This window comes from Cohnella sp. AR92, assembly GCF_003990975.1.
Classification (GTDB): Bacteria; Bacillota; Bacilli; order Paenibacillales; family Paenibacillaceae; genus Cohnella.
Window position 1 is genome coordinate 1 of record NZ_RZJR01000020.1, and the last position, 25,199, is coordinate 25,199.

Here is a 25,199-nt window from a genome sequence, read left to right on the forward strand (position 1 = left end):
GGGAAGGGGAAGGGGAAGGGGGGGCGAACGGGAATAAAAAAGCCGTCCGGCCGGCGGGAAATCCGCCGTTCGGACAGCTTTCGCTGATGTCGAGATTACTTGTTCAGGATCTTGGTCGCTTGCTCGCGGAACTTCTTGGCCGCATCCTCGACGGAGAGCTTCTTGTACATGATCTGCTCGGCCGTTTCCTTCAGCAGCTTGTCGACTTCCGTAGCGCCGGCAGGGTTCGGAGGGTCCATCTGGGTGCTGTTCTGCTCGGCCCATGCCACGTATTCGAATACCTTCGTCTGCTCCGGAGACAGGGAATCCTTCAGGGCGTCTTTGACTGCGGAGGATACCGGCACGCCGCGTTCGCCCATGATGATCTTGTTCGCGTCGACGTTGTTGACCCAGAAGTCGATGAACTTCGCCGCTTCTTCCTTAACCTTGGAGTTCTCCGAGATCGAGAAGAACATGGAAGGCTTCAGGAACAGCGCGCCGTTCTGATTCCAGCCCGGTACGGGCAGGATCTCGAGCGGACGGTTAGCGACTTGCGAGGACAGGATGTACTGGTTCGACCAGTTCCAGGTGCTGACCGCGTTGCCGAGCTCGAGCTCGCCGTCTTCCGGCGTACCCTTCTTCTGGGCCAGCTTGTCCAGGGAGAGCAGGTAGCCGTTCTGGTACCAGTTGTTGTACATGTTATAGAAGTCGATGAAGTACTTGTCGTCGGTGTAGCCCAGGCCCTTGCCGTCGGCTGCGTACATGTGCTGGCCTTGGCTTCTCAGGTAGAACGGGAAGAAGACGTCGTGGCGAAGGTCGCCCGCCAGCAGCTTGCCTTGGGACTTCAGCTTGTCGCCGAGAGCGGTGAAGTCGTCCCAAGTCCATTCCTGAGTCGGCATCGTAGCGCCGGCCTTCTCTACCATGGCCTTGTCGACCATCGCGAGCAGCGCGTTGTTGCCGAGGTTGAAGGCGTACAGCTTGTCGTTCACCTTGCCGCCGGAGATCGCCGTGTCGCTGATGTTCGTCGTGTCGATCAGCTTGCTGTCGATGTAAGTTCCCAGATCGGCGATCTGGCCTTGCGTCGCGTATTGGTTCAGGTAAGAGATATCCATCTGGATAACGTCCGGCAGGTTCTTGGAGGCCGCTTGCGGAGCGAGCTTCTTCCAGTAGTCGTCGAAGCTTGCGTATTCCGGCTCGATCGTGACGTTCGGATGGAGCTTCTCGTACAATTCAATGACTTTAAGGGTGTAATCGTGACGGGATTGGCCGCCCCACCAAGCTACGCGCAGAGTGACGGGATCGTCGTTGCCCGCGGATGCGGAGGCAGTCGCAGGGTTAGCCGCGGATCCGGACGGGTTTGCGCCAGAGTTGGAGCTGCTGTTGTCGTTGCTGTTGCCGCAGGCGGCGAGACCGAGAACAAGAGAGCTCGCGAGCAGCGTCGTTAACGCTTTTTTCATTTCTTTTTCCTCCCCTTTATGCATGTGCTTCATTCGTATTGTAACTGCTTACATTTGCTATTATCCTGAATAAAGGAGGAGAGGGTAAGGCAAAAAACCGATATGATTGTTCAAAAAGCAGAGTTCTCCAAACCTCTCATATACTCCGACGGCGTGCATCCGAACTGTTTCTTGAACACTTGGCTGAAGTATTGGGGGTTGTCACCGAAGCCGAGACGCTCGGCCAACTCGAAGATCTTGATATCGGGTTGGGCAGAGATCAGGTGCGCCGCCTGCTTCATCCGCGCCTTCACGACGAAGTTCGAGAATTTCTCCCCGGTCTCTTTCTTGAACAGCTTGCCGAGATAGTCGGCGTTCATATAGAGCATCTCGCCGGCGACGAAATTAAGGGAGAGGCCGGGGTTGCCCAGTTGATCGTTGATAATGTCGATGACCTTGCGAACGATGCTCGTATGCTTCACGACGTTCTGCTCATAGTACTTCGCGGCAATCTCCTTGACGATCGCCAGCAGAAAATCCTGCATCCCCTGAAGGGTATTCAACTCGAGCAGGAGCGGCAGCTTCTTGTAGTTCTCGTTGATGCGCTGGGGATCGTCCAGGCGGATCAGGGCGATGAACTGCTGAATCGCGTAAGTCTTGACCATTCCGATATCCAGCTTGGCGCTCTTCAGCGGGTCGAACAGCTCGGCAAGCCGCTCTTCGGCTTCCTGAAGGTGGCCCGAACGGACCGGCAGCAGGATCCTCTCTTCGTCGAACTCGTAATCGTCGAGCGGAAGCGGAGCGGGGGACAGGATGTCCTTGCTCGTGATGATGCCTCCTTCTCCGAGGTAGAAGCGGTAGTTCAAGCATTGCAGCGTCTCCTGGTACAGCGCCCGGGCCCGGATCATCTCGCCGAGGCTGCTGACGGCGATCGTCACGTCCAGCTTGTAATATTGCAGGAAGGTCGTTCGGATCCGGGTCAGCCGCTCCTGCACGGCTTCGGCGTCCTCCGGCTCTTCGATCAGGATCAGCGCATGATTGCCGATGGTCGTGCTGAGCAGCGTGGATTCGAGGATATCCTCCGCGATGTTCTTGATGGCGAACAGGTACTCGAATTCGGCGGGGCCTTCCAATTGGAAAAGCAACAGTTGAACGGGGCGATCGAAGTCGTACTGGAACAAGCCGCGGTAATAGTTCAAGTCGTGAGCGCCGTAGGTTTTGTTGGTGACGAACTCCTTCAGCACCTGTTCCTTGACGTGAGGGACCATTCGCTGGAACCTCAGCTTCATATTCGCGATAAAAGTCAGCTGGTCCTTTGCCGCGTCCAGCTCGGCGACAAGCTCGTCCAGCGCGGCGGCGATCTTGTGCTCGTTGGTCGGCTTGAGGAGATAATGCTTCACTCCGTACTGCATGGCGCGGTTCGCGTATTCGAACTCGCTGAACCCGGACAAGATGATGAATCGGATATGAGGATGCGAAGCGTAGGTCTTGGCGACAAGCTCAAGCCCGTCCAAGCCGGGCATGCGAATGTCCGTAATGACGATATCCGGGGATTCCGCTACGATTCTCTCATAAGCCGCGATTCCATTCTGCGCGGTGCCGATCAGCTCCGTGCGATGCCGCGGCCAGTCGACCATGCTGGATATGCCGTCTAGGATGATTCTCTCGTCGTCGACCAGCAGCGTTCTATACATGAATTATCCCTCCAGATGCTTCGGTATTCGTACGATAACCCTCGTGCCGTTCCCCGGCCTGCTCTCGACCTGCACGCCATAGCCTTCTCCGAAGCTCAGCTTGATGCGATCGTCGATGTTAAGGAGGCCGATGCCCTTGCCGTTCGTCTCCAGCTCGCCGCTTCTCAGCTTGACCAGCGTATCGGCAGGCATTCCCGGCCCGTCGTCTTCGACGGTTAGATGGAGGCCGGACTCCGTCTCATAGGAACGGATCGTAATCCGGCAGACGCCGATAGAAGGCTCCAGGGCATATTGGATCGCATTCTCGACAAGCGGTTGAAGCGTCAGCTTCGGAATCCGGAGGCCGCGATAGCGCTCCGGAATCTCCATGGAGAACGAGAGCCGATCCTCGAAGCGGAACTTCTGGATCGTGATATAGCTCTCGACGATATCGATCTCGTCCGACAGGGAAACGATAGGCTCGCGGATGCTGACCGAGTTGCGGAGCAGCATGCCGAGCGCCTCGACCATCTGCGAGATCTGCGTCTGCTTGTTCATCTTCGCGATCCAGTTGATCGATTCAAGCGTGTTGTATAGAAAATGCGGATTGATCTGGGCCTGCAGCGCTTTGAATTGGGTCTCCTTGATAAGAAGCTGGTTCGAGTAATTCTCGGTAATCAGAATGTTGATTCTCTCTACCATGAGACGGAAAGTCCGTTGAAGCAAGCCGATCTCGTCCATGGAGATATTCGTGTCGTCGCTGCCGACGAGGTTCGCTTCGACGAAGTTGCCTTTCTCGGCGAGCTTCATCCGGCCGATCAGATCTTCGATCGGTCGCGTGAGGCTTCTCGAGAAGCGAATCCCCCAGAGAATCGCGATGGCGAAGATCCCGATGAAGACATAAACGACGACCTTCTTGATAAGAAGAATTCGTTCGAAAATGTGATTATACGGGGTCAGGTTCAAATACGTCCAACCGGTCGAGACCGAGCGATTATGCGAGATGAACAGCGTCTCGTCGTTGATCGATTGCGTGAAATACCCCGTGCGGGAAGCCAGCTTGTCCGACAGCACGGACGGTTGGAACGACGTCTGCCGCGGGTACACCACATCGGAACCGGACAGAATGTACAGCTCTCCTTGTCCGACCGCCAGCTTGTGGACGATCGAGTCCAGATCGATCCGGATGATCAGAGTACCGAGGTATAGCAGGTCAAGATTCGTGTTCGTGTAGGAACGAATGTCCCGGGCCAGGATGAGGGAGGAATCCTGGGCGTCCGGGTAAATCCAGACGGTGCCGCCCCCGGCATCTCCCGCCTGCTGCATGATGCGCGCCCGTTTGCCGGAACCGATTCCGATCGGATTGCCCGAGCTGGTCTCGGCGCCGCGCGCGTCGATAAGCTGGATCGAACGCATATAGGGCTCCGTGCCGCTGAATTTGACCAGCAGATCGGACAGCTTATTGCGCAGCACGAGATCGTCGTAATCGGACGCGCTGCCGCGGAGTTGGCGAAGAACGGTCTGAAGCTGGACGTCCGCAACGATATTATAGGAGGATTGCTCGATCTGCTTCAGCTCGGACTCGATCGCCGCCGACGACAGGTTAAGGACCTGCGAGGACTTGGAATGAAGCTGTTTATCGTATTCCGAGAAGGCGTACTGCTGGGCAATCAGGATGAAGGCGAAGGCGAAGATGACGATGAGGGCGATAACGCCGGAAAGCTTGTTTCTAATCTTCATATGCCGGAACTTGCCGAACCATTTCTCCATGCTTTAATCCCACCTAAACAGCCCTATGTTATCAAAAATTATGTCACTTAGGTGGAAACGCTGTCAATGGACGTCGAATGGAAGAGCGGCTTGCGACTATTAAAATACAATGCGCGGTTTTCTTGTCTCGAATTAATCCATATAATGTATAAAGGGGAGGCGAGTGACAAATTTGAAAAAAACATTAGAAAAAAGGTTGGCTTATTTATTTTCCGGGGAGTTATTTTCCATTATCACTTTTGTACCTGTTAGTTACGTGCTGAATAACGCTTTTTCCGATCTCCATTTGTATTCGCTATATTCCTTTTGGGTATCTTTTATCCTTTTAGAATTTCTCTTATTGCAAGGAACGACTTATTGGTATGTAAAGCTTAAAAAACTAAGAAATGAGAGAAATTCGATTACTCCGATGAAGGTTGTTCGACAGTTCCATGGTTTAAAAACAGGGAATATGGTTCTGATCATGGCCGCAAGCGTTGTATTCGCTTATGATTTCATACAATGGTATCCGTCTTTGCCTTTAGGCGGTTTAGCTATCGCCGTCTTCCTATATGTTTTTGCGATTTTGGAGTTTATCAATTACTTCTACATTCAACTCTCCTACAACCTCTCAGGCATTCAATATTTGATGAAAATCAAAAAATGGAAAAAATCCAGTTTGAATAAGGATTTTAAACGAATGAAGAAATTGGAGCTCTGATGATCGAGCTCCAATTTCTTTTTCCTTACTACCTAATATACATGCTCAGCGGCCACAGGCCGATGGCGCGAATCTCTTCGACGACGAGCTTGGCGATTCGGATGGCACCCTGCTCCTGGAAGTGCGTGTTGTCCTCGATGCCGCCGGGGTAGTTCTCGAATTCGCCGCGAGCTCCCCACATGAAAAGCTCCTTCGACGCCTCGGGCCCAAGCTCTTCCAGCAGCGACTTGCTGCGGGCCGCAAGATCGATGAGCGGAGTCCCGGTCTCTTCGGCGAGCTCTCGCACCGCTTCCAAGTAACGGCCGTGCGTATCCTGCAGCGAGCCGTCCTCCTTGAAGTAGCGGCGGTGGACGGAGGTGACCAGAACGGGGTGGGCATCCCGTTCCCTGGCGCCGTCTATATACCGGAGAAGATGCTCCTTGTACGTCGTGGAAGGCTCCGTAAACCTCATCTCGTCCGGCTTCTGGTCGTTGTGGCCGAATTGGATGAAGAGGTAATCGTTCGCCTTGATTTCTCCCAGGATGGCATCCAGCCTGCCTTCTCCGATGAAGCTCTTGGAGCTTCGGCCGGATACCGCCTCGTTGGCGATAATGACGTCGTGCTTGAGCAGCGCGGCGAGCATCTGCCCCCAGCCGGCATAGGGATAGCCTTCCTCCGGTTGATCAGTGACGGTCGAGTCGCCGGCGAGGTACAGGGTGACGGCTTGCGGCGCGGCGACGACTTCCAAAGCGTTGATTCTCGGCGCCGATCCGGAGAATTGCAGGCGAATGCAGCCTCCGCGCGCGCGAACGGAGACCGTCTCCCGAACGAATTGGCCCGGAGAGGTGCGAAGCCCGTGTAAGAGCAGCCTTCCCGGGGAAGCTTTAACAGTGGTGTGCGCGGGGAGAATCCAGTCGCCGATCAGCAGGCCGAGCTGGTAATGGCCGTCGGGCACGTCGATGCGGAATTCCGCGTCGGCCGGGATGCACAGATCCTGTTTTAGCGGCTCCGGCTCCCGGCGATTCCGTGCGGAGACCTGTGAGCCTTCCGAGAAGCCGTATCCCATGGACGGATCATACCGAGTGGCGGGAGTCACCTTGGCATAGCCTTCAGCGGCTTCGCCAAGCCCGAAATCGAACCTTCTAGAACTCGTGTTCATCGATTCTGCACCTCCGATAAACGATTTTTATCTACCTTTAAGAATAGTCCTCCAAGAAACGGCGCGTACAGAAAAATATCCGAGTAAATCTGTTTAAAAATCAGGCGCGGCAAGGAATTTATCGAATTTTGTCGAATCGCGTACGTAAGGCCTAGACGGTTATTGTCGGCACCGTTAGGCAAAACTTTAAGGAAGTAGTTGGCGAAGCTTTAAAAAAGCCCTATACCATGCATGTAATCGCTGTGATAAGATATGGAATGGGTTTGTCATGCGAATGTAAAGATTGTAAAAAGAAAGTAATGCGGTCAAGGCATCTTTATTGGGAAAGAAGGGCTACAGGTGTTCCGAAAAAAAGACATTTTCTTTAAAACCTTGGAGGCGATGGCCGACCTGATTCAAGAGACGGTCGACCGATTCGCCGACGCCGTGAATGGCGAATTGGGGGATGTGACAGCATTCGCCAAAGAGATGAAAGCCTTCGAGCATCGGGGCGATCAATTCGCGCATCTGATTATTACGGAATTAAATAAAACATTCATAACTCCGATCGAACGCGAAGACATCATGGAGCTGACGAAGCTTCTGGACGACGTTCTCGACGGAATCGAAGCATGCGCATCCCGTTTCGATATGTACCACATCTCCAAACCCGACAGCTTCATTCGCAAATTCGGCGATGTCCTCCGCCGCTCCGCCCTGGAGATCAAGGCAGCGATCTATCTTCTGACCCAGAAGAAGCTTCTTGCCATGCAAACCCATTGCGTCAAGCTGAACGAGCTTGAGAACGAAGGGGACGACCTGATGCGCGAAGGCATCAAGCACCTGTTCCAGAACGTCAAGGATCCGATCGAGCTCATCAAGTTCAAGGATATGTACGAGCGTCTCGAGGAGACGACCGATGCCTGCGAAGACGTCGCCAATACCTTGCAATCCATCATCATGCGCAATTCTTAATCGCGCGGAATAGGAAAGAGACGATAATAAGCATGGATCATATGACACTGATGGTTGCCTTAATCGTTCTATTAGCGCTTGCGTTCGACTTTATCAACGGTTTCCACGATACGGCGAATGCGATCGCGAGCTCGGTCTCGACCCGAGCTCTGAGACCGAGAGTCGCCATTATCCTGGCGGCCTCCATGAACTTCTTGGGAGCCTTGATGTTTACCGGAGTCGCGAAGACGATCGGAGGCAAAGTAACGGACCCCTTCAAGCTGGAGCACGGGTTGACGGTGATTTGCGCTACCCTGGTCGGAGCGATTATATGGAACTTGGTTACCTGGTGGCTCGGCATTCCTTCTTCCTCCTCCCACGCCTTGATCGGCGCTCTCGCGGGAGCGGCCATCGCATCGGAAGGCTGGAACGGCATAAACTATAGCGGCTTCTCCACCATACTTATCGGACTTATCGCATCGCCGATCGTTGCCTTCATATTAGGCTATATCGTGATGTTCATACTTAAACACCTCTTCGCGAATTCCAATCCGCGTTACGTGAACCGGATGTTCCGGACAGGCCAGATCGCGACGGCTGCGCTGCAGTCGTTCACGCACGGAACGAATGATGCCCAGAAGGCGATGGGGATCATTACAATGGCGCTCGTCGCGGGCAAGTTCCAGGATCACCTGGATGTGCCTCTGTGGGTCAAGATCTCGGCGGCGACGGCAATGGCCCTCGGAACGTCCATGGGCGGCTGGAAGATCATCAAGACGATGGGGACGAAGATCTTCAAGATCGAGCCGATCAACGGCTTCGCGGCAGATCTCACCGGCGCGACCGTCATCTTCACGGCAACGATGACCCATCTGCCGGCCAGCACGACCCACGCCATTACGTCCGCCATCCTGGGCGTCGGATCCGCTAAGCGATTCTCGAGCGTAAGATGGGATACGGCGGGCCGAATTCTCATCTCTTGGATTGTAACCATTCCGGTATCCGCTGTGATGGCGGCGATTCTGTATTGGATCTTCAGCATCTTCCAATAACGGAATGCCTTCTGGTTCTCACCAATCGACGTCGGGTATCCTACTATAGAATGAAGCGAGTGGACGATGCATAGGCTCATCGTTCGTACGAAGTTTGGGGGACTGTCATGCAGGCATCCATCGGGCAAGCCAAATCGTGCGCTGTCTTATTCGAACAATTCAAGCAGGAACGCCGGGAACGTCGGGGCAAGGAAGTTCAAGGGGAGAAGCTGACATTCTCCGGGGTTGGAGGACGTGACGTCTACAATATCACGGCTCCGTTCCCGGACGATGGGGAACAGGTCATCGCCGGAAGGGTGGAGGATCGCTCCAGCGAGCGATCGCAGGTCATGTTCTTCGTCGAACGCGGCGGAGAGTGGGTGCCTCGAAGCCATGCTCCGGTCTTCGATCTGCAAGATCCGTTCGTCGCCTTCATACGAGGCGAGCTTGTCTTCGGAGGAGTGGAGGTCTACTTCGACGGAGAGGATCCCCATTATGTCACTTCTTGGAGAACCGTCTTCTATCGGGGCTATCGGATTGCCGATCTTCAACCTTTCGCCAAAGGGCCTCTGACGATGAAGGACATTCGCCTCGTCGAGCTGAAGAACGGCCGGATCGGGGTATTCACCCGTCCGATGCCGGTGGGCGACGCCAGGGCGATGATCGGTTATACGGACATCGGCGAGCTGGAGGAGTTGACCGAGGATCGGTTGGAGAATGCCGACGTGATCCCCGGCCAGTTCCTTAAGGTAGAATGGGGCGGCGGCAACGAGGCTCATCTCCTCCGCAACGGAAGGATCGGCGTGTTGGGCCATATCGCTTGCATGGACGACGGCAATATTCGCCACTACTATCCGATGGCGTTCGGCTTTGATCCGCAGTCTCGAACGGCGACTCCGATTCGCATCATCGCTTCGCGGGACATGTTCCCGGACGGGCCCGCCAAGCGGCTGGATTTGGTCGACGTGCTGTTTAGCGGGGGACTCGTCCGGCACGGAGACGGTACCGCAACCCTCTATTCGGGTGTCAGCGACGCGGAAGCTCATCGCATCGAGATCGAAGATCCTTTCCTCGAATACGAGAAATAAGAAAAGAACCTCGTTCTCCCGAGATTGATGCCGGGAACAACGGGGTTCTCTTGCGTTCGTCCCTAACGGCGCCGCTTGGAAGAGCCGCGTCTTCTTCGGCTGGAGCCCTTGCGCCTGGACTTCGGCTTGTAAGAGGTCCGGCGCCGCCGTCGCCGCGCCGGCGCGCTCGATGCGCTATCGTCGTCATCCTTGCTGCCCTTCTTGCCCATGAACAGCTTGAGAAGCGGGGCTACCTGCTGCACGGTCGACATGAACTTCTGCACCTTGCCCATATTCGAGAGAAGGCCTTCGACTCCGCCCATCCGGTCGAGCATGCCTTTGAGGTCGCCTAGATTAAAGTTGCCCAACAGCCCCTTAGAGGGCGAAGCGGCCGGCGGCTGGGTCGCCGGGGGCATGACTTGCACCGGACTGTAGGTCGGAGACGGTGCGCCGATAAGCGCGTTCGTCGCGGCCGTGTCTCCCCCGAGGCCGGGATAGGCGCCCGGAACTCCGGGCCCAATCCCTTCCAGCGGAGCGCTCATCCAGTTCTGGAAGGGGGGTTCTCTCCCTTGATTGTCCATGATCTACCACATCCTCCTTCCGAATAAGGAGTCGGACAGGAGGAGTTCCTGCCCCTGCCTTACGCCATTCCAGACGTTTTGCTATAGGATATGTGCGGAGGGGCGCTTGCGTATGGACGTTTGCCCTATACATGCAAGAATTCAATTCTCTGCCGCGTGACCACTGTAAAGTTTGAATAAATGAGCAAAACGAAGTACAATACAGGGTAATGAGATATTTTCGATACGAGCAAAGGTGGCATAGCTGATGCAGTTGAAGAAACTGAACGATAAGTCCATCGACCAGCTCTTCGAAGCGATTCTGACCTTGAAGGATGTCGAAGAATGCTATGTCTTCTTCGACGATCTGTGCACGGTCAACGAGATTCAATCGTTATCGCAGCGCTTAGAGGTCGCTCGAATGCTGGGCAAGGGCAATACGTACAACCAGATTGAATCCGAGACGGGAGCGAGCACGGCGACGATCTCCCGCGTGAAGCGCTGCCTGAATTACGGCAACGACGGTTACAAGCTGGCGCTTGAGAGACTCGGACGATTCGGAGCCGACATAGCGCCGGACAAGGGTTGAGAGATTAACGAAGACTTATCGGATATCATCCATGCCGGAGAGCTCCTGGAGCTCTCCGGTTTGTTTATGTGAAGCGGCAAGGATTTGTTGCGAATAGTAAATTATTGCCGATATTCCCATTCATAAGGTATGCTAGGGGAGAATGGATGGCTCCATTCAGCTCGAAGGATGGAGGATAATCGGATGCGTTTCTGGCAATCGGTGCGATTCCGCATCGTGTTCGGCTTTTTCCTGATCATCGCCCCGCTCGTTATTTTCCTCATCTATAACAATCTTTACGCGACGAAGATCGTGCGAGAGCAAATCACGGTCCACTATAGCAATCTGATGAACGTTCAGGTCCAATCCAACGACGAGATTCTTAAGAGCACCTCGGATTTCCTCGTGCAGCTGGGGACGGTCAACGATAATGACGTCCTTTCTTTGAAAACGCTTCCGATCGACGATTCCGACTATACGCTCGCGAAAGTGCGCCTAAACAACCGGTTTCTGCTCGATACGAATTACTACAAGATGGTCGATACGTTCTTCGTATATCTGCGCAAGGACGGCAACCCGCTATTCGCGACCCAGAACGGATCCAAGTCTCCCGAGCTTGACGCTTTGCTGAGAGAGTACAGCGTCAAGACGATCGAGAGGGCAGTCGCGATGGGGGACGACTGGGAGATTACTTCGATTCCCGGAGACAGCCTCTACTTGATCAAGATGGTCGATATCGACCTCGGGATGTACGACGGCGCCATGGTCCAGATCGACACGCTGAACAAAGCCCTTACGACGTTCGACGTGGGGCCGGACGGTTCCGTCTTCATGATGAACGACCAAGGAACGCTTATGACGTCGGGACCGGTCCCGGCTACGCAGGACGAGGAGTTCCGCAAGGCCATTCTGCACATGGAGAATCGGTCCGGCACGATCAAGTGGAAGGGCAAGAAGTATCTGATTCTGACGCAGAGCTCGAAATACGCCAATATGCGATACGTCATCGTCACCACGGAATCCTATATCCTGAAGAACCTCCCCTTTTTCCAGAAAATGCTCTATTATTGGATTCCGCTGCTCTCGGTCGCCGTCGTGACGATCTATCTGTTGTTCCTGCAGCGCTTCATGTTCCGGCCGCTCGTCCGATTGATCCGGGGAATGCGGAGGATCGGCCATGGCCGCTTCGACGTCCGGCTTCCGGCGAAGACCGTCGGAAGCGAATTCTCGATAATGGCGACGACGTTCAACCAGATGGCGCAGCAGATCGAGAATCTGAAGATCGACGTGTACGAAGAGCAGCTTCGGGTGCAGAGAGCGGAGTACAAGCATCTGCAGGTCCAGATCAATCCTCACTTCTATACCAATACGTTGAACATTATTTATAACTTGGCGGCTTTGAAGGATTACAAGACGGTTCAGAAGCTGTCCCTGCATCTGGCCGACTACTTCCGGTTCCTGATGCACAGCAACCGCACGGTGATTCGGCTGGAGAACGAGCTGAAGCACATCGAGCATTACATGGAGATCCAGAAGCTTAGGTACGTCGACAAGCTGGCTTACGAGATCGAGGTCTCCCCGCGGCACCTGAATTGCGAGATTGCGCCTTTGATGCTTCAACCCTTCGTGGAGAATGCCATTCTGCACGGCTTCAGCAAGAGGGAACAGGACGGCACTCCGTTCCGTATCCGAATCTCTTCCGCGAACGATCCGGACGAACCGGACCGAATCGTGAGGATTACGGTCCGGGATAACGGCCCGGGCTTCCCTTCCGAGATGCTGAAGGATCTTGCGAGCGGGACGTACTTGGAAGGCTCGGGGGAGCAGCATCTGGGCATATGGAACATCCTTCATCGCTTCCGGATGCTGTACGGGGATGAGGGCGGCATCGGCTTCTTTAACGGAAGCGGGGAAGAGGGCGGCGCGATCGTCGAGGTGCGGCTGCCCGTCAAGCACTTGCCCGCGTTCGAGACGAAGGAGACTCGGAGCCTTAGCAACGCCGATCGGGAGGATGAAGACGATGCTTACTATGCTGGTAGTGGATGACGAGATTTTCGCGCTTAAAGGAATCACCCAGGGAATCGATTGGAGCGATCTGCCCTTCAAAGAAATTCTGGAGGCGGATAACGTCAAGCAGGCGATGAAGCATATGGAAGAGAAGCCGGTCGATCTGGTCATCTCCGATATCGAGATGCCGGGAGCGAACGGAATGGAGCTGCTTCGCTGGATCAACGATAGATTCCCGAACACCCAAGTCATCTTCCTGACGGGACACGCCCGTTTCGATTATGCGCGCGAAGCGCTGCAGCTGGGCTGCTTCGATTACGCCCTCAAGCCGATCGATCATGAGGTGTTGAAGGATATCGTCGCGAAAGCCGTAAGGGAAATCGAAGCGCAGCGGAACAGGCAATCGTTCGAAGAGATGCTCTCCGCCTATCATCGCCAGTGGACCCAGCAGCTTCATCTTCTCGTGGAGCGGTTCTGGCAGGACCTGCTCGCGGATCGCGTCTCTCTGAGACAAGAGAGGCTGGAGCGGGAATTCGAGCTGTACGACATTCCGCTTAAGGCGGACGGCCTCGTGCTGCCGGTCATGGTCAGCATCGAGCAATGGAATGCCGAGCTGAACGCGCGCGACGAGAGCATCATGGAGTATGCGATCCGCAAGGCGGCCTCCGAGACGATTCTCGGAGAATGGCCGGGAGCCGTGCTTCAGGACAGAAGCGGGTTGAACTTGATCCTTCTGTACGCTAGCCCGGACGGACCGCCCGTGGACCGGCAGGCGCTTCTGGAGCGATGCAACCAATACAAGGCCGATTGCGAGAGCTACTTCCATTGCCGGATCTCCTGTTATGTCTCGCAGCCGGTCCCGATCGGAGAGATCGCTTCCGCGGTCGACCGCCTGCAGCAGCTGGAGCGGACGAACGTCTCCGCCGCGAGCGCCGTCATCGACGCGTCCGCCCTTGCGGAAGGAGGAACGGCCGGCGGGAACGGGGCGCTGCCTAACTTCGCGGAATGGGGACAGCTGATCGATCAGGGCGGACAAGACGAGCTTATTCGCCAGCTCGAGGAGACGACGAAGCGGCTGCAGGACGAGATGGCCAGCCGCGAGACGTTGGAATTGCTTCACGCGGGCCTGCTGCATCTCTTCTATCAGGCTGCTCATCGGAAGGGAATATCGGTCTACGACGCGTTGACCGTCCAGGAGCTAAGCGATCCCCAAGCCTCGCGTTCGCCCCAGCAGCTGCTGCAGTGGGCGTCCAAGAGCGCCGAGAAGTTCGTCCGGGTCTTCTCGGACAAGCCGCGCGACTCTTCGGCGGTGATCGCGAAGATCAACGCGTATATCCAGGACAATCTGCACCGCGACCTGAGCCGGGACGATATCGCGAACGAGGTGTACCGCAACCCGGCTTACCTGTCGAGGCTGTTCCGGAAGGAGACGGGGCTCTCCCTGTCCGAATATATCGCGCAGAAGCGCATCGAGGAAGCGAAGCGCATGCTCGTCGAGACGAACCTCAAGGTCAGCAACATCGCGGAAGGGCTCGGTTACCAGCACTTCTCTTACTTCGCGAAGCTGTTCCGGAAATTCACCGGGCTTACTCCGCAGGACTACCGCAAGAAATATCAGAAGCTGTAGCGCGAAGGCGCTTCCTCCACAGGCTGTCCCGGGGTCTTGGCTGACAACGGGCCGGCCTTTCTTTTTTTGCCAAAAGATCACAATAGTGCTATATCGGTCATCGCAGTAGATAGATGGAAAACGTTTTACTCCATAGAATAAGGAGCGTGGAGAGATTATTCAGAGCAAAAAAGGAATGTGATCCGGATGGAACAGACTGTACAGAACTCGGGTTCTGCGCTCTCTAAGCCCGTGAATCAGAAAAAACAGAATATCGGCTATTGGCGGAAATACGGCGTTTTCTACTTCATGATGGCCCCTGCGCTGCTCGTGCTGCTCGTGAACAATTACCTGCCGATGATCGGATCGATCATTGCCTTCAAGAACGTGAACTATCAAACCGGGGTGTTCCATAGCCCCTGGGTCGGCTGGGCGAACTTCAAGTTCCTGTTCAGCACGTCGGACGCTTGGAACATCACCAAGAACACGATCATTTACAACGTGATCTTCATCGTCTTGAACTTAATCATCGGGGTCGCGCTGGCGCTTTTGTTCAACTCCATGCGCAACCGGAAACTGGCGAAGTTCCACCAGACGATGATGTTCCTGCCTTACTTCCTTTCTTGGATCATTATTACGTATCTGGTATACGGATTCCTGAACCCGGAGATCGGGCTACTGAACAAGACGATTCTGCCTTGGTTCGGAGTCGATCAGCCGATCGACTGGTACACGGAATCGAAGTATTGGCCGTATATTCTGCCGATCGTCAACACGTGGAAGGGTATCGGCTACTATGCGGTGTTCTACCTGGCGGCGATCATCGGGATCGACAAGGAATATTACGAAGCGGCTACGATCGACGGCGCGACGAAGTGGCGGCAGATCCGATCGATCACGATCCCATTAATTCGTCCGGTTATCATCGTCTTGTCGCTGCTGCAGGTCGGCCGCATTTTCTACTCCGACTTCGGCTTGTTCTATCAAGTCACGAGAAACTCCGGTCCCCTGTACGACACGACGCTCGTCATCGACACTTATGTCTATCAAGGACTCGTTGTCACCGGCGACTTCGGCATGTCGTCCGCGGCCGGCATGTACCAAGCGGTAGTCGGGTTCGTGGTCGTCTTCACCAGCAACTTGATCATACGTCGGATCAGCAAGGATGACGCGTTGTTCTAATCCGGAACAGCCCGTCATTGTAGGAGGAATCTTCGATGGCAGCAGCAAATCAGAGAGTCAAATCGGTCATGGATATATCCACGCCGGCCAATACGGCGATCAATGTCTTCTTCTGGATCTATTCCGCAATCTGCATTATTCCGCTGGTCCTCGTCCTGGTGGTCTCCTTCACCGACGAGAAGACGGTTCTCTTGCACGGTTACAGCCTGTTCCCGCACAAGCTCAGCTTGTCGGCTTACGACTTCCTGTTGAACGACTGGCTTAACGTCGTCCGCTCCTACGGGATTTCGATCCTCGTTACCGTGGTCGGCACCATCGTCTCCCTGCTCGTCATGGCGATGTTCGCTTACCCGATCTCAAGGCGCGACTTCAAGCACAGAGGGCTGTTCTCCTTCCTCATGGTGTTTACGATTCTCTACAACGCGGGTCTCGTTCCCTTCTATATGATGTACACCCAATACCTGCATCTGCAGAATTCGATTCTTGCCCTGATGATTCCTTATATCGTTCAAGCGTTCTTCGTTCTCGTGCTGCGGACGTTCTTCACGAATTCGGTGCCGGTCGAGCTGATCGAATCGGCCAAGATCGACGGCGCCGGCGAATGGCGGATCTTCGCCCAGATTGTCCTACCGCTGTCTTTGCCGGTACTCGCGAGCGTCGGCTTGCTCTGCACGTTGAACTACTGGAACGATTGGTGGCTCAGCATGCTGTTCATTAACGACAACGTCCACATCAACATTCAATATCGGATGTACAAGGCCTTGCAGGACTTGCAATTCCTGAGCTCCAACTCGACGGCTTATGCGGCGATCCTCGCCCAGAACCCGAACTTCCAGCTCCCGAGCGAGACCGTTCGCATGGCGATGGCGGTCGTCGGAATCGGTCCTATCGTCTTCGCTTATCCGTTCTTCCAGCGCTACTTCGTTCAAGGCTTGACCGTTGGCGCCGTGAAGGGATAAGGCTCGCTCCGCGGCTGCGGCATGGAAACGCTGCGGCTGCGGAACCATGGATCTGGCTTGCACCGGTTACCGGCCGGTTAAGCATATATGAATCATCATAAAAGGGAGGCAACAAACAATGTTCAGAAAGGGCAGTAAACGCGTCAAAAGCTCCACCATGCTTCTGTCCGTCATCCTCTTGACGTCCATGGGGCTGACAGCCTGCGGAGGAAACAACAATAACTCGGAGGGCTCCTCTTCTCCGTCTTCGTCGGCTAAGGCTTCCGAGTCGGCATCCCCGTCTCCTTCGGCTTCGGATTCGGCATCCCCGTCTCCTTCGGAATCGGCGTCCCCTGAGCTGAAGCCTTACGAGCTTAAAGTTCTCTGGGAAGGTCCCGCTCAGAAGGACTTCCCGGCTATCGAAGCGGAGATCAACAAGTATCTGCAACCGAAAATCAACGCAACCGTTAAGCTCTCCACGCTGGACTGGGGCGTATACACCGATAAGATGCCGCTGCTCATCGCGGGACGCACGGACATGGACGTCGTGTTCACGGCGCAATGGAACGGCCACGCGAACAATGTCGCCAAGGGCGGCTACCTCGCTCTGAACAATCCGGACTTGCCGGTCGGCAACCTGCTCGAGAAGTATGGCAAAGACATCACCGCATCGCTTGATCCGACGTTCCTCGAAGGCGCGAAGATCAAAGGCTTCAACTACGGCATCCCGACGAACAAGGAATTGGCGGCTCAAGGCGGCGTACTGTACCGTACCGACATCGCCGAGGAACTGGGACTTACGGAGGCTCTGAACAACGTGAAGACGGTTGCCGATCTGGAACCGATCCTGAAGACCGTCAAGGAGAAGAAGGGCTCCAGCATCATTCCTCTGTTCATGAAAGACGGCGAAACCTTCAATACCCACTACATGATCCAACACGACTACCTTGGCGACGCGACGATCGACGGCCTGGTTCGCAAGGACGGAGACGATCCTAAGGTCATCAGCAAATTCGAAGATCCGGACTACATGGCTCAGCTCGACCTGACCCGCAAGTTCTTCCAAGAAGGCCTTATCAATAAAGATGCTGCTACGACGACGCTCGGCACGCAAGACGCCATGAAGAAAGGCAACGTCTTCATGATCACTTCCTCGATGAAGCCGGGCAAGGATGCCGAATTCGGCAACGCCATCAATATGCCGGGCAAGATCAAGCAGATCGACCTCGGACCTCGCACCGTATCCACGGGCGAAACGGCAGGCGCTATGCTCGCGATCTCCACGACGTCGAAGGATCCGGCCCGCGCGATGATGTTCATCAACCTGCTGCATTCCGACAAATACCTGAACAACCTGCTCAACTTCGGTATCGAAGGCAAGCACTATGTGAAGGTGTCCGATAACGTCATCAAAGCAGGCCCGAATGCTGCGGACTACAATCCGGGCGTCGCATGGGAGCTGGGCAACCAATTCCTGAACTACACGTTCGAGACGGAAGCTCCGGACAAGTGGGACCAATTCAAGAAGTTCAACGAAGGCGCTCACAAGTCGCCGGCTCTCGGCTTCACGTTCGACGTCGAACCGGTTAAGTCGCAAGCAGCCGTTCTGATCAACATAGCGAAGCAATACCAAGCAGCGCTTGAGACCGGCTCCATCGATCCGAAGAAAGCCCAAGAATGGTACGACAAAGAGAAGAAGAACGGATTGGCTGACGTAATCGCCGAGAAGCAAAAGCAGCTTGACGCTTTCCTTGCCTCGAAGTAATACGAAGAAACCACTTTATTAACCATAAGCTAGGCGATAGAGAAGGGCCGGACAAAACATCGTTTTGTCCGGCTCTTTCTTCGTTCGCGGCTGGAGGATTAAGGAACGGTCGGGCTTCGTTGACATTGCAATGACGATTCGCTAGCATGAGAGAGCAGGGTTTAAACGAATGCTTGATCCGAGACGGGGAGGACCGTATATGAAGCCGGGAATATTGGTGATCAGCCACGGATCCCGCGAGCCGCAATGGGTCACGCGCGTCGAAGACACGGTAGCGGGGATCCGCGGGAAGCTTGGCGGCCTCCCGGTCGAGTGCGCCTATCTGGAGCTTGTGGAAGGAAGCCTGATCCAGGACGGCATCGATAGGCTGGAAGCGGTCGGAGTCACCGATATTCTCGCCATTCCTCTGTTCGTCTCCGCGGGAAGCACCCATGTCGACGAGATCGGCTGGGCGCTTGGGGCATACGAGGAGCCGCGCCGGCCGACGGATATGGAGCGGATGCGGGTAAGCGCGAGGCTGACCTACGGCAGGCCGATCGCGGACGATCCCGAGATCGCGGACGTGTTGGCGGAGCGGGTCTCCGAGGAGCTGAGCAGGCAGGGGAGAAGCGAAGAGGATTTATCGCTGCTCCTGGTCGGCCATGGCAGCGAGGATGCCTGGTTCTACGAGGAGTGGCATCGCGGGCTGGAAGGGCTCGCTGCCCTCGTGAAGCAGCGAGGCGGATACGCCGACGTACGGGCGGCGACGCTCCGTCCGGATGAAGTCGCGGAGCAAGTTATCAGAATGAAGCAAGATCGGCCCGAACGGCCCGTCATGGCGGTTCCGGTGTTCATCAGCGAGGGTTACTTCACTTCCGCGGTCATTCCGCGGAGGCTGGAGGGGCTGGCATGCGGCTATGCCGAGAGCTCGCTGATTCCGCATTCCAAGGTGCAGGAATGGATTCGCAGGCAGGCTTCGGAATGGCTTCAAGAGCGGTCGGTTAATGGCAAAGAGGGGGAGCAAGTTGGAGAAGATTAGGGCGAGGTTGATCTATAACCCGACTTCCGGACGGGAGGAGATGCGGCGCAGGCTTTCGTACGTGCTGCAGCGGCTTGAGAGAGGCGGCATCGAGACGTCGACCCATGCGACGGAAGCGGAAGGCGACGCGACGCGCGCGACCATCGAAGCGATCGAGAGAGGCTACGACATGATTATCGCCGCAGGCGGCGACGGCACGCTGAACGAAGTGGTGAACGGCATATCCGGGCAGGAGCGCAGGCCTCCGATCGGCGTGCTGCCGATGGGGACGACGAACGATTTCGCCCGCGCGAACGGAATTCCGAAGCGCTGGCAGGACGCCGTCGACCTGATCGTGCGCCGGCATACGCGTCCGGTGGACGTCGGGGTCGCGAACGGCAAGTATTTTCTCTACATGGCGGGCGGAGGCTTCCTGACGGATCTCTCTTACGAGGTGCCGAGCAAGATGAAGACCATGATCGGTCAATTCGCTTATTACGTGAAGGGCTTCGAGAAGATCGTGAACTTCCGTCCAACAAGCCTTCGAATCTCGGCCGAAGGCGTCGGAACCTTCGACGGCGAGTACATGCTCTTCTTCGTGGCGAACAGCCAATCGATCGCCGGCTTCGAGAGGCTTGCCCCTCATGCGAAGATCGATGACGGCCTGCTCGACGTGATCCTGGTGAAGAAGTGCAACCTGGCGGAGATGATAAGGATCGCTTCGCTCGCGGTCAAGGGCGAGCATCTGAACGATTCGCACATCGTCCACTTCCAGACCTCTCAATTAACCGTAACGGCGGACGATCGGGTACAGCTCAACCTGGACGGGGAATTCGGCGGAACGCTGCCGCTTGAGCTGTCCGTGCTGCCGTCGCATATCTCGGTCGTGGTGGATGAAGAGGGTTTAACATCCTACAAGAAGTAGTTATCTTATAGAAGCCTACAAGGAACCTGATAGGAACCTTTAGGGACCTATTGGGAACCTGATCAGAACGGAGCAATGAACTTATGCATTCAACGAAAGGCTCCTCCGGCAGCCGGAGATCGGGGCGCCCCGGCGCAAGCGGCCGCGCCGCCCATGGGAGACCGGGGAGAAACGACGGGACCAAGAAAGCGATAGCGGGCGTTCCTGTGGAGACGGGACAGATCGTCCCGCTTGATATACAGGGACTCACTCACGAGGGGGAAGGGGTAGGCCGGGTTGAAGGCTATACCCTTTTTGTTCGCGGGGCGGTTCCGGGGGACCGGGTGCGGGCGGAGGTTGTCAGCATCGGCAAGTCGTTCGGCCGGGCGCGCTTGGTCGAGCTCCTGGCGGCGAGCCCCGACCGGATCGCGCCGCCGTGCGAGATCTACAATACGTGCGGTGGCTGCCAACTGCAGCATTGGAGCTATGAGGCCCAGCTGCGCTGGAAGCAGCAGCATGTGCTGGACAACCTCGCGCGGATCGGCAAGCTTCCGGTCGTTGCCTACGATCCGGAGGGTTCGGTGCCGGTCGACGAGAACGGCCGTCCCTCGGCGGTCGTGCGTCCCGTTATCGGAATGGAAGAGCCTTGGCGTTACCGCAACAAGGCTCAGGTTCCGATCGGCTACTCGCGGGCAGGCGGCCTTGTCGGCGGCTTCTTCGAGCAAGGGACCCATGACATCGTCGACATGGACGCCTGCCTCATCCAGCAAGAGCCAAATGAAGAGAGCGTACGGCTGGTGAAGCGCATCGCTCGCTCGCTTGGCTACAGCGCCTATGACCGCGAGACCGGCCGCGGCTTGCTGCGCCACGTCGTCGTCCGCCACGCGGAAGCGACCGGCGAGCGCATGGTCGTCCTCGTGACGAACGGCAAGGATCTGCCCCACGCGGACGAGCTCGTCGGGCTTATTCAAGAGAGCGTTCCCGGCGTGAAGAGCATCTGCCAGAACGTGAACACCGCGCGCACGCCGGTCGTCTTCGGCGACGAGACCCGCGTCTTGTGGGGCAACGACGTCATCTACGACGACATCGGGGACATTCGCTTCGCGATCTCCGCGCGCTCCTTCTTCCAGGTCAACCCCGCGCAGACGGAGCGCCTTTACCGCTCCGCCGTGGAATACGCGGCCCTCACCGGCGAGGAGACGGTGATCGATGCCTATTGCGGCATCGGAACGATCAGCCTGTTCCTCGCAAGGCATGCGCGCCGCGTCTACGGCGTCGAGATCGTCCCCGAAGCGATCGAGGACGCACGCCGCAACGCGGTCCTGAACGTGATTAACAACGCCGAGTTCGCCGTCGGCGACGCCGGCGTCGTCATGCCCCGCTGGCAAGCCGAAGGCGTCTCGCCCGACGTCATCGTGGTGGATCCTCCTCGCAAGGGCTGCGATCCGGCGCTGCTGGAGACGATGCTTCAATTACGGCCCGAGCGGATCGTTTATGTGTCGTGCAATCCGAGCACCCTCGCGCGCGACTTGCGGGTGCTGGAAGACGGCGGCTACCGGACGGTTGAGGTTCAGCCGGTGGATATGTTCCCGCATACGGCGCATGTGGAATGTTGCTCACTGTTGGTAAGGAAAGACTAATAGTTGAGATGTATTGGCGGAAATAGCAAAGAGGGGCAGCAAACCCCTCTTTTTTTTGCAAGGCTATGTTAAATTCTAATGTTGATATATGACCATAAGAAAACCGCCTTCGTTGAAAAGACGGTTTATTGCTATCGTGTCCATTAGTTTAATCGATGCTTCGACATTCAGCTATGTTCTTTGTTCAAATAATAAAGCAATTTTGTCTTTATATCTGCCCATTCTTTCTCCAAAATACTGTATACGTTGGAATTTCGAAGATAGCCATCGTGCATTATCAATTCTTGCCGTAGGGTACCTTCAAACTGTGCTCCAATTCTTTGAATTGCCTTATTTGATCGTTCATTTCTTGTGTCCGTACGGAACTGTACTCGAACTATTTTCAAGTTTTCAAAACCATATTCCAGTAAAAGAAATTTACACTCCGTATTTATCCTCGTTCTCCAGACCTTTGGTGCCAACCAAGTGCCACCTATTTCAAGTTTTTTGTTTAGCAGGGAAATATCTAAGTAACTGGTGCTTCCAACAATCTCATTTGTACTTTTATCAAAAATCACAAACGGATATCTTAATCCTTGCTCTTTTAACTTCATCCACTGATTCATAGTAGTTACCAAATCCTCAGGTTTACTTATTATCGAGGGGCTGAACGTCCATATATCGCTGTGATTACTTGCATTGAACAACCCCTCCAAATGCTCATATGCCGCTGGTACTAACTTTACTCGTTCTCCTTCAAGGGTAATGTCGCCTTTAATCATATCAACCACAGACTCTCCTTCCAAAAAATGAAATTTGATGTCTCTGTCTCTAAAAATATACCACTAAATATTTATTCCTTGCTGTCTAAGTAACGAAACCACGCCAAGTAATTCTGCAAATACTTTGTTGCAACACCATTGAAGCGATCCATCCATTTTTTCAAACGGCTATGGTAGCTGTTGACATTTTGGATATGATACACGCCTTTTACTCGCTGTTTCCCATCGGATTTAAAACGATAATGAGCCAACCCTTTTGAATTCGCATAGGAACTGAACACCCTCCACGAATCGGTGCAAAGCACGTTGGAGTCAGATAAATGATCACCAATCGCCTCATCCAATTTCGCTGTCCGAATACGTCCACGCCCAAGTACGCCAGAGCAATCATTTTCCGAGTACAGAAATATTTTTGTGAAGGAAAGCTGGTCATTTGAGATTACTCTTTAATAGCGAACCATACCGTCCACGAATCCTTCTCAATGATTGGTGGTTGACTATCGTTGAGTTTCTCTCCTATAAAAGATATCAATTCTTGAAGTTCCACATCCGTCAATTCATGAAGAATGGAACGCCCAGTTCTTAGCAGTAAGTCTTTCTTTAATTCTTCATAATCATTATAAACACGTCTTGTTTCCCAATGTGAAACAGTTTTAGCTAATCGAAATCCATTCGATTCTAACGCTTGCTGTACTTGATCTGAATCATACCTACGAGAAATCTCTTTATCAATTAACTGAGGAAACCTTTCAAAAAAATATCCTCTAATGTGATTTTCATCCCCCGGTAGTAAACAATCTTTAGCGGTTCTATCCTGAACGATGAGAACTCCGCTATCTTTAATGATGCGATATGCTTCCTTGAAACAAGCATCTAAGTCGTTAAGATGGTGGATTAATGCTCTTTCTAAAACAATGTCAATCTCGTTTGCAGGTAGGTTTGATTGGTAAGCGTCTCCCTTTAGAAATGTAGCGTTTTGAATGTTCTTACAGTTATTAGCCGCCCCTTTTAACATCTCATCCGAGAAATCTACACCAACTACATGAGATGCCCCCATCTTAATAAGAGCCTTCGTATAAATGCCACCTCCACAACCAATATCTGCAATCCGCTTATTCGATACATCTACTGTATCTTTTATTAAAGATATCCAAGATTCATCAGCGTTTCTTGTTGCATACGTCTGCCTGTTTTGTGCATCGTGAAAGTTAATTGGCATTTGTAAATTCCCCTCCCACTCGAAAAAAAAGTTTCATTGTATGAAACTTAGTTTCATTTATCTTAATTGTACCATATAATTCCATCAAACTCTATAAATGTGGCGCTACTTATTTCAAGATACCTGTCATCGAATAGGTGGGTGATATTGTAGCCATCATTTAGCCGGAATTGAAGTAATAAACCGCAGGGGATACCCCGCTGTACAGCCGGTATTGCAGGAATTGGAGAACGCTGTAGCAAATGTATGGTCTGTAGAAATTTCTTATCGTAACAGTCATGAAGAGCAGTCCCCCAATAGGGTAATAGACCCCTATGGCGTGGTTAATTGGAACAATAAGTGGTATACCATTGCATTCTGCCACCTGCGGAATGAGATCCGCAGCTTTCAGGTAGAACGAATTCCGAGCATCACACGCACGCCATTCTCATTTAGGCGTCCCAATGAATTTTCAGCGTGTACTTTTTTTATGAATTATAGAGCCACAGAATCTAAAGAATATACTTGTGGAGATTGCTTCGGAGTTAATGGAATATTATCAAGTTTAACAGCTTCACTGACAGCAGTTGTCAGTGAGGTTGTTTAATTATAGGGATAACCACTCATTAGAGCAGATGAATGGTTGCTGTTACCTAATAAACTTGATGAGGAGCACTTAGAAATGAATAATACCGTATATCTTTATGTGTTCGATACCATGTCCGATTGGGAAGTAGGTTATTTAGCCGCCGAACTGAACTCTGGAAGATACTTCAGACAGGGGCTGGCTCCTGCCAAAATAGTCACCGTTGGGATAGAAAAGACTCCAGTAACTACAATGGGCGGATTGAAAATAATGCCTGACATCAAAGTGGATGAGTGCAGCATTAAAAGCATAGATGCGCTGATTTTACCTGGTGGAAATACATGGACAGAAGCTGTTCACGTACCCATATTAAAAATGGCCGAGATGTGTTTAAAGGAAGGGATAGTCGTTGGAGCAATTTGCGGCGCTACCTTAGGACTTGCTCAAGCAGGATTGTTGGATTCACATTGGCACACAAGCAATGACTTGGCCTACCTTAAAATGGTTTGCCCATCTTACACGGGAGAAGAATATTACAACATGGAATCGGCTGTCACCGATGAGAGATTGATCACTGCATCCGGAGTAGCTCCATTAGAATTTTCTGTTCATGTTTTAAAAGCGCTAGATGTATTTTCTCCCAAAACATTAGACGCTTGGTATCGTCTTAATAAAACTCATGAACCTAAATATTTCTACGAGTTAATGAATTCAATCCAATGACAGTATAGGGATATAAGGCATGTGGAGACGGTCATAT

22 protein-coding genes and 1 pseudogene are annotated in these 25,199 nt (G+C 53.9%); 15 read left to right on the forward strand and 8 right to left on the reverse strand.

The genetic code is table 11. The features are described from left to right. Positions 1–95: 95 nt before the first annotated feature. From ELR57_RS25020 to ELR57_RS25030, 3 genes are all read right to left on the reverse strand, one after another. Positions 96–1,436 (reverse strand): ABC transporter substrate-binding protein, encoded by a 1,341-nt coding sequence (locus ELR57_RS25020; RefSeq protein WP_126962172.1) that lies wholly within the window; start codon positions 1,434–1,436, stop codon positions 96–98. A 110-nt stretch (positions 1,437–1,546) separates the two neighbouring features. Beyond that, on the reverse strand, positions 1,547–3,109 hold the full coding sequence (locus tag ELR57_RS25025; RefSeq protein WP_126962174.1) for a response regulator: 1,563 nt from the start codon (positions 3,107–3,109) through the stop codon (positions 1,547–1,549). Positions 3,110–3,112: 3 nt separating this feature from the next. Further along, positions 3,113–4,858, reverse strand: coding sequence for a cache domain-containing sensor histidine kinase (locus ELR57_RS25030; RefSeq protein ID WP_126962176.1), 1,746 nt, complete (start codon positions 4,856–4,858; stop codon positions 3,113–3,115). 172 nt (positions 4,859–5,030) lie between these two features. Between ELR57_RS25030 and ELR57_RS25035 the strand changes: the two genes are divergently transcribed. Beyond that, a complete protein-coding gene (locus ELR57_RS25035) occupies positions 5,031–5,558 on the forward strand; it encodes a general stress protein (protein WP_126962178.1) in 528 nt (175 codons plus the stop codon). A 28-nt stretch (positions 5,559–5,586) separates the two neighbouring features. Here the strand turns inward: ELR57_RS25035 and ELR57_RS25040 are convergent, their stop codons facing one another. Next, positions 5,587–6,696: a rhamnogalacturonan acetylesterase gene (locus tag ELR57_RS25040; RefSeq protein ID WP_126962180.1), complete on the reverse strand. Its 1,110-nt coding sequence runs from the start codon at positions 6,694–6,696 to the stop codon at positions 5,587–5,589. Positions 6,697–7,035: 339 nt separating this feature from the next. Here ELR57_RS25040 and ELR57_RS25045 point away from each other — a divergent pair, with 339 nt between their 5' ends. The 3 genes from ELR57_RS25045 to ELR57_RS25055 all read left to right on the forward strand — a co-directional run bounded on the left by ELR57_RS25045 (position 7,036) and on the right by ELR57_RS25055 (position 9,748). After that, entirely contained in the window at positions 7,036–7,650 is a 615-nt protein-coding gene (locus ELR57_RS25045) for a DUF47 domain-containing protein (protein WP_126962182.1), read from the forward strand. Positions 7,651–7,682: 32 nt separating this feature from the next. After that, positions 7,683–8,681 carry an inorganic phosphate transporter gene (locus tag ELR57_RS25050; RefSeq protein ID WP_126962183.1) on the forward strand — a complete coding sequence of 333 codons (999 nt, stop codon included), beginning with the start codon at positions 7,683–7,685 and terminating at the stop codon, positions 8,679–8,681. A 107-nt stretch (positions 8,682–8,788) separates the two neighbouring features. Further along, positions 8,789–9,748 carry a DUF1861 family protein gene (locus tag ELR57_RS25055; RefSeq protein WP_126962185.1) on the forward strand — a complete coding sequence of 320 codons (960 nt, stop codon included), beginning with the start codon at positions 8,789–8,791 and terminating at the stop codon, positions 9,746–9,748. Between the two features lie 62 nt (positions 9,749–9,810). Here the strand turns inward: ELR57_RS25055 and ELR57_RS25060 are convergent, their stop codons facing one another. Next, complete coding sequence (locus ELR57_RS25060) at positions 9,811–10,308, reverse strand: oligopeptidase (RefSeq protein WP_126962187.1); 498 nt, start codon at positions 10,306–10,308, stop codon at positions 9,811–9,813. 247 nt (positions 10,309–10,555) lie between these two features. Here ELR57_RS25060 and ELR57_RS25065 point away from each other — a divergent pair, with 247 nt between their 5' ends. The 9 genes from ELR57_RS25065 (at position 10,556) to rlmD (ending at position 21,894) form a co-directional block, all read left to right on the forward strand. After that, on the forward strand, positions 10,556–10,876 hold the full coding sequence (locus ELR57_RS25065) for a YerC/YecD family TrpR-related protein (protein WP_126962189.1): 321 nt from the start codon (positions 10,556–10,558) through the stop codon (positions 10,874–10,876). A gap of 183 nt (positions 10,877–11,059) precedes the next feature. Further along, positions 11,060–12,901: a cache domain-containing sensor histidine kinase gene (locus ELR57_RS25070; RefSeq protein WP_158630165.1), complete on the forward strand. Its 1,842-nt coding sequence runs from the start codon at positions 11,060–11,062 to the stop codon at positions 12,899–12,901. Then, the gene (locus ELR57_RS25075; protein ID WP_158630166.1) at positions 12,876–14,489 is read left to right on the forward strand and encodes a response regulator; all 1,614 of its coding nucleotides are present in this window, start codon (positions 12,876–12,878) and stop codon (positions 14,487–14,489) included. The genes ELR57_RS25070 and ELR57_RS25075 overlap by 26 nt, the downstream gene beginning before the upstream one ends. Before the next feature lie 186 nt (positions 14,490–14,675). Beyond that, on the forward strand, positions 14,676–15,650 hold the full coding sequence (locus ELR57_RS25080) for an ABC transporter permease (RefSeq protein ID WP_126962194.1): 975 nt from the start codon (positions 14,676–14,678) through the stop codon (positions 15,648–15,650). A gap of 35 nt (positions 15,651–15,685) precedes the next feature. Beyond that, positions 15,686–16,609 (forward strand): carbohydrate ABC transporter permease, encoded by a 924-nt coding sequence (locus tag ELR57_RS25085; protein WP_126962196.1) that lies wholly within the window; start codon positions 15,686–15,688, stop codon positions 16,607–16,609. 118 nt (positions 16,610–16,727) lie between these two features. Beyond that, positions 16,728–18,353: an ABC transporter substrate-binding protein gene (locus ELR57_RS25090; RefSeq protein WP_126962198.1), complete on the forward strand. Its 1,626-nt coding sequence runs from the start codon at positions 16,728–16,730 to the stop codon at positions 18,351–18,353. 199 nt (positions 18,354–18,552) lie between these two features. Further along, on the forward strand, positions 18,553–19,371 hold the full coding sequence (locus ELR57_RS25095; RefSeq protein WP_158630167.1) for a sirohydrochlorin chelatase: 819 nt from the start codon (positions 18,553–18,555) through the stop codon (positions 19,369–19,371). Continuing rightward, a complete protein-coding gene (locus tag ELR57_RS25100) occupies positions 19,358–20,275 on the forward strand; it encodes a diacylglycerol kinase (protein ID WP_255414979.1) in 918 nt (305 codons plus the stop codon). The genes ELR57_RS25095 and ELR57_RS25100 overlap by 14 nt, the downstream gene beginning before the upstream one ends. 83 nt (positions 20,276–20,358) lie before the next feature. After that, the gene (gene rlmD, locus ELR57_RS25105; protein WP_126962204.1) at positions 20,359–21,894 is read left to right on the forward strand and encodes a 23S rRNA (uracil(1939)-C(5))-methyltransferase RlmD; all 1,536 of its coding nucleotides are present in this window, start codon (positions 20,359–20,361) and stop codon (positions 21,892–21,894) included. Positions 21,895–22,061: 167 nt separating this feature from the next. Here rlmD and ELR57_RS25110 read toward each other — a convergent pair whose 3' ends face one another. The 3 genes and pseudogenes from ELR57_RS25110 to ELR57_RS25120 form a co-directional block, all read right to left on the reverse strand. Continuing rightward, complete coding sequence (locus ELR57_RS25110; RefSeq protein WP_126962206.1) at positions 22,062–22,655, reverse strand: GNAT family N-acetyltransferase; 594 nt, start codon at positions 22,653–22,655, stop codon at positions 22,062–22,064. 83 nt (positions 22,656–22,738) lie between these two features. Next, positions 22,739–23,038, reverse strand: a pseudogene (locus tag ELR57_RS25115) (IS1595 family transposase); the annotation flags it as partial. A 56-nt stretch (positions 23,039–23,094) separates the two neighbouring features. Beyond that, a complete protein-coding gene (locus tag ELR57_RS25120; protein ID WP_126962208.1) occupies positions 23,095–23,874 on the reverse strand; it encodes a class I SAM-dependent methyltransferase in 780 nt (259 codons plus the stop codon). A 214-nt stretch (positions 23,875–24,088) separates the two neighbouring features. On the opposite strand from ELR57_RS25120, the gene ELR57_RS25125 reads away from it, so the two are divergent. Together ELR57_RS25125 and ELR57_RS25130 are read left to right on the forward strand one after the other, a co-directional pair. Further along, on the forward strand, positions 24,089–24,460 hold the full coding sequence (locus ELR57_RS25125; protein WP_255414980.1) for a helix-turn-helix transcriptional regulator: 372 nt from the start codon (positions 24,089–24,091) through the stop codon (positions 24,458–24,460). A 75-nt stretch (positions 24,461–24,535) separates the two neighbouring features. Beyond that, the gene (locus ELR57_RS25130) at positions 24,536–25,162 is read left to right on the forward strand and encodes a type 1 glutamine amidotransferase family protein (protein WP_126962210.1); all 627 of its coding nucleotides are present in this window, start codon (positions 24,536–24,538) and stop codon (positions 25,160–25,162) included. The last annotated feature ends 37 nt before the right edge of the window (positions 25,163–25,199 follow it).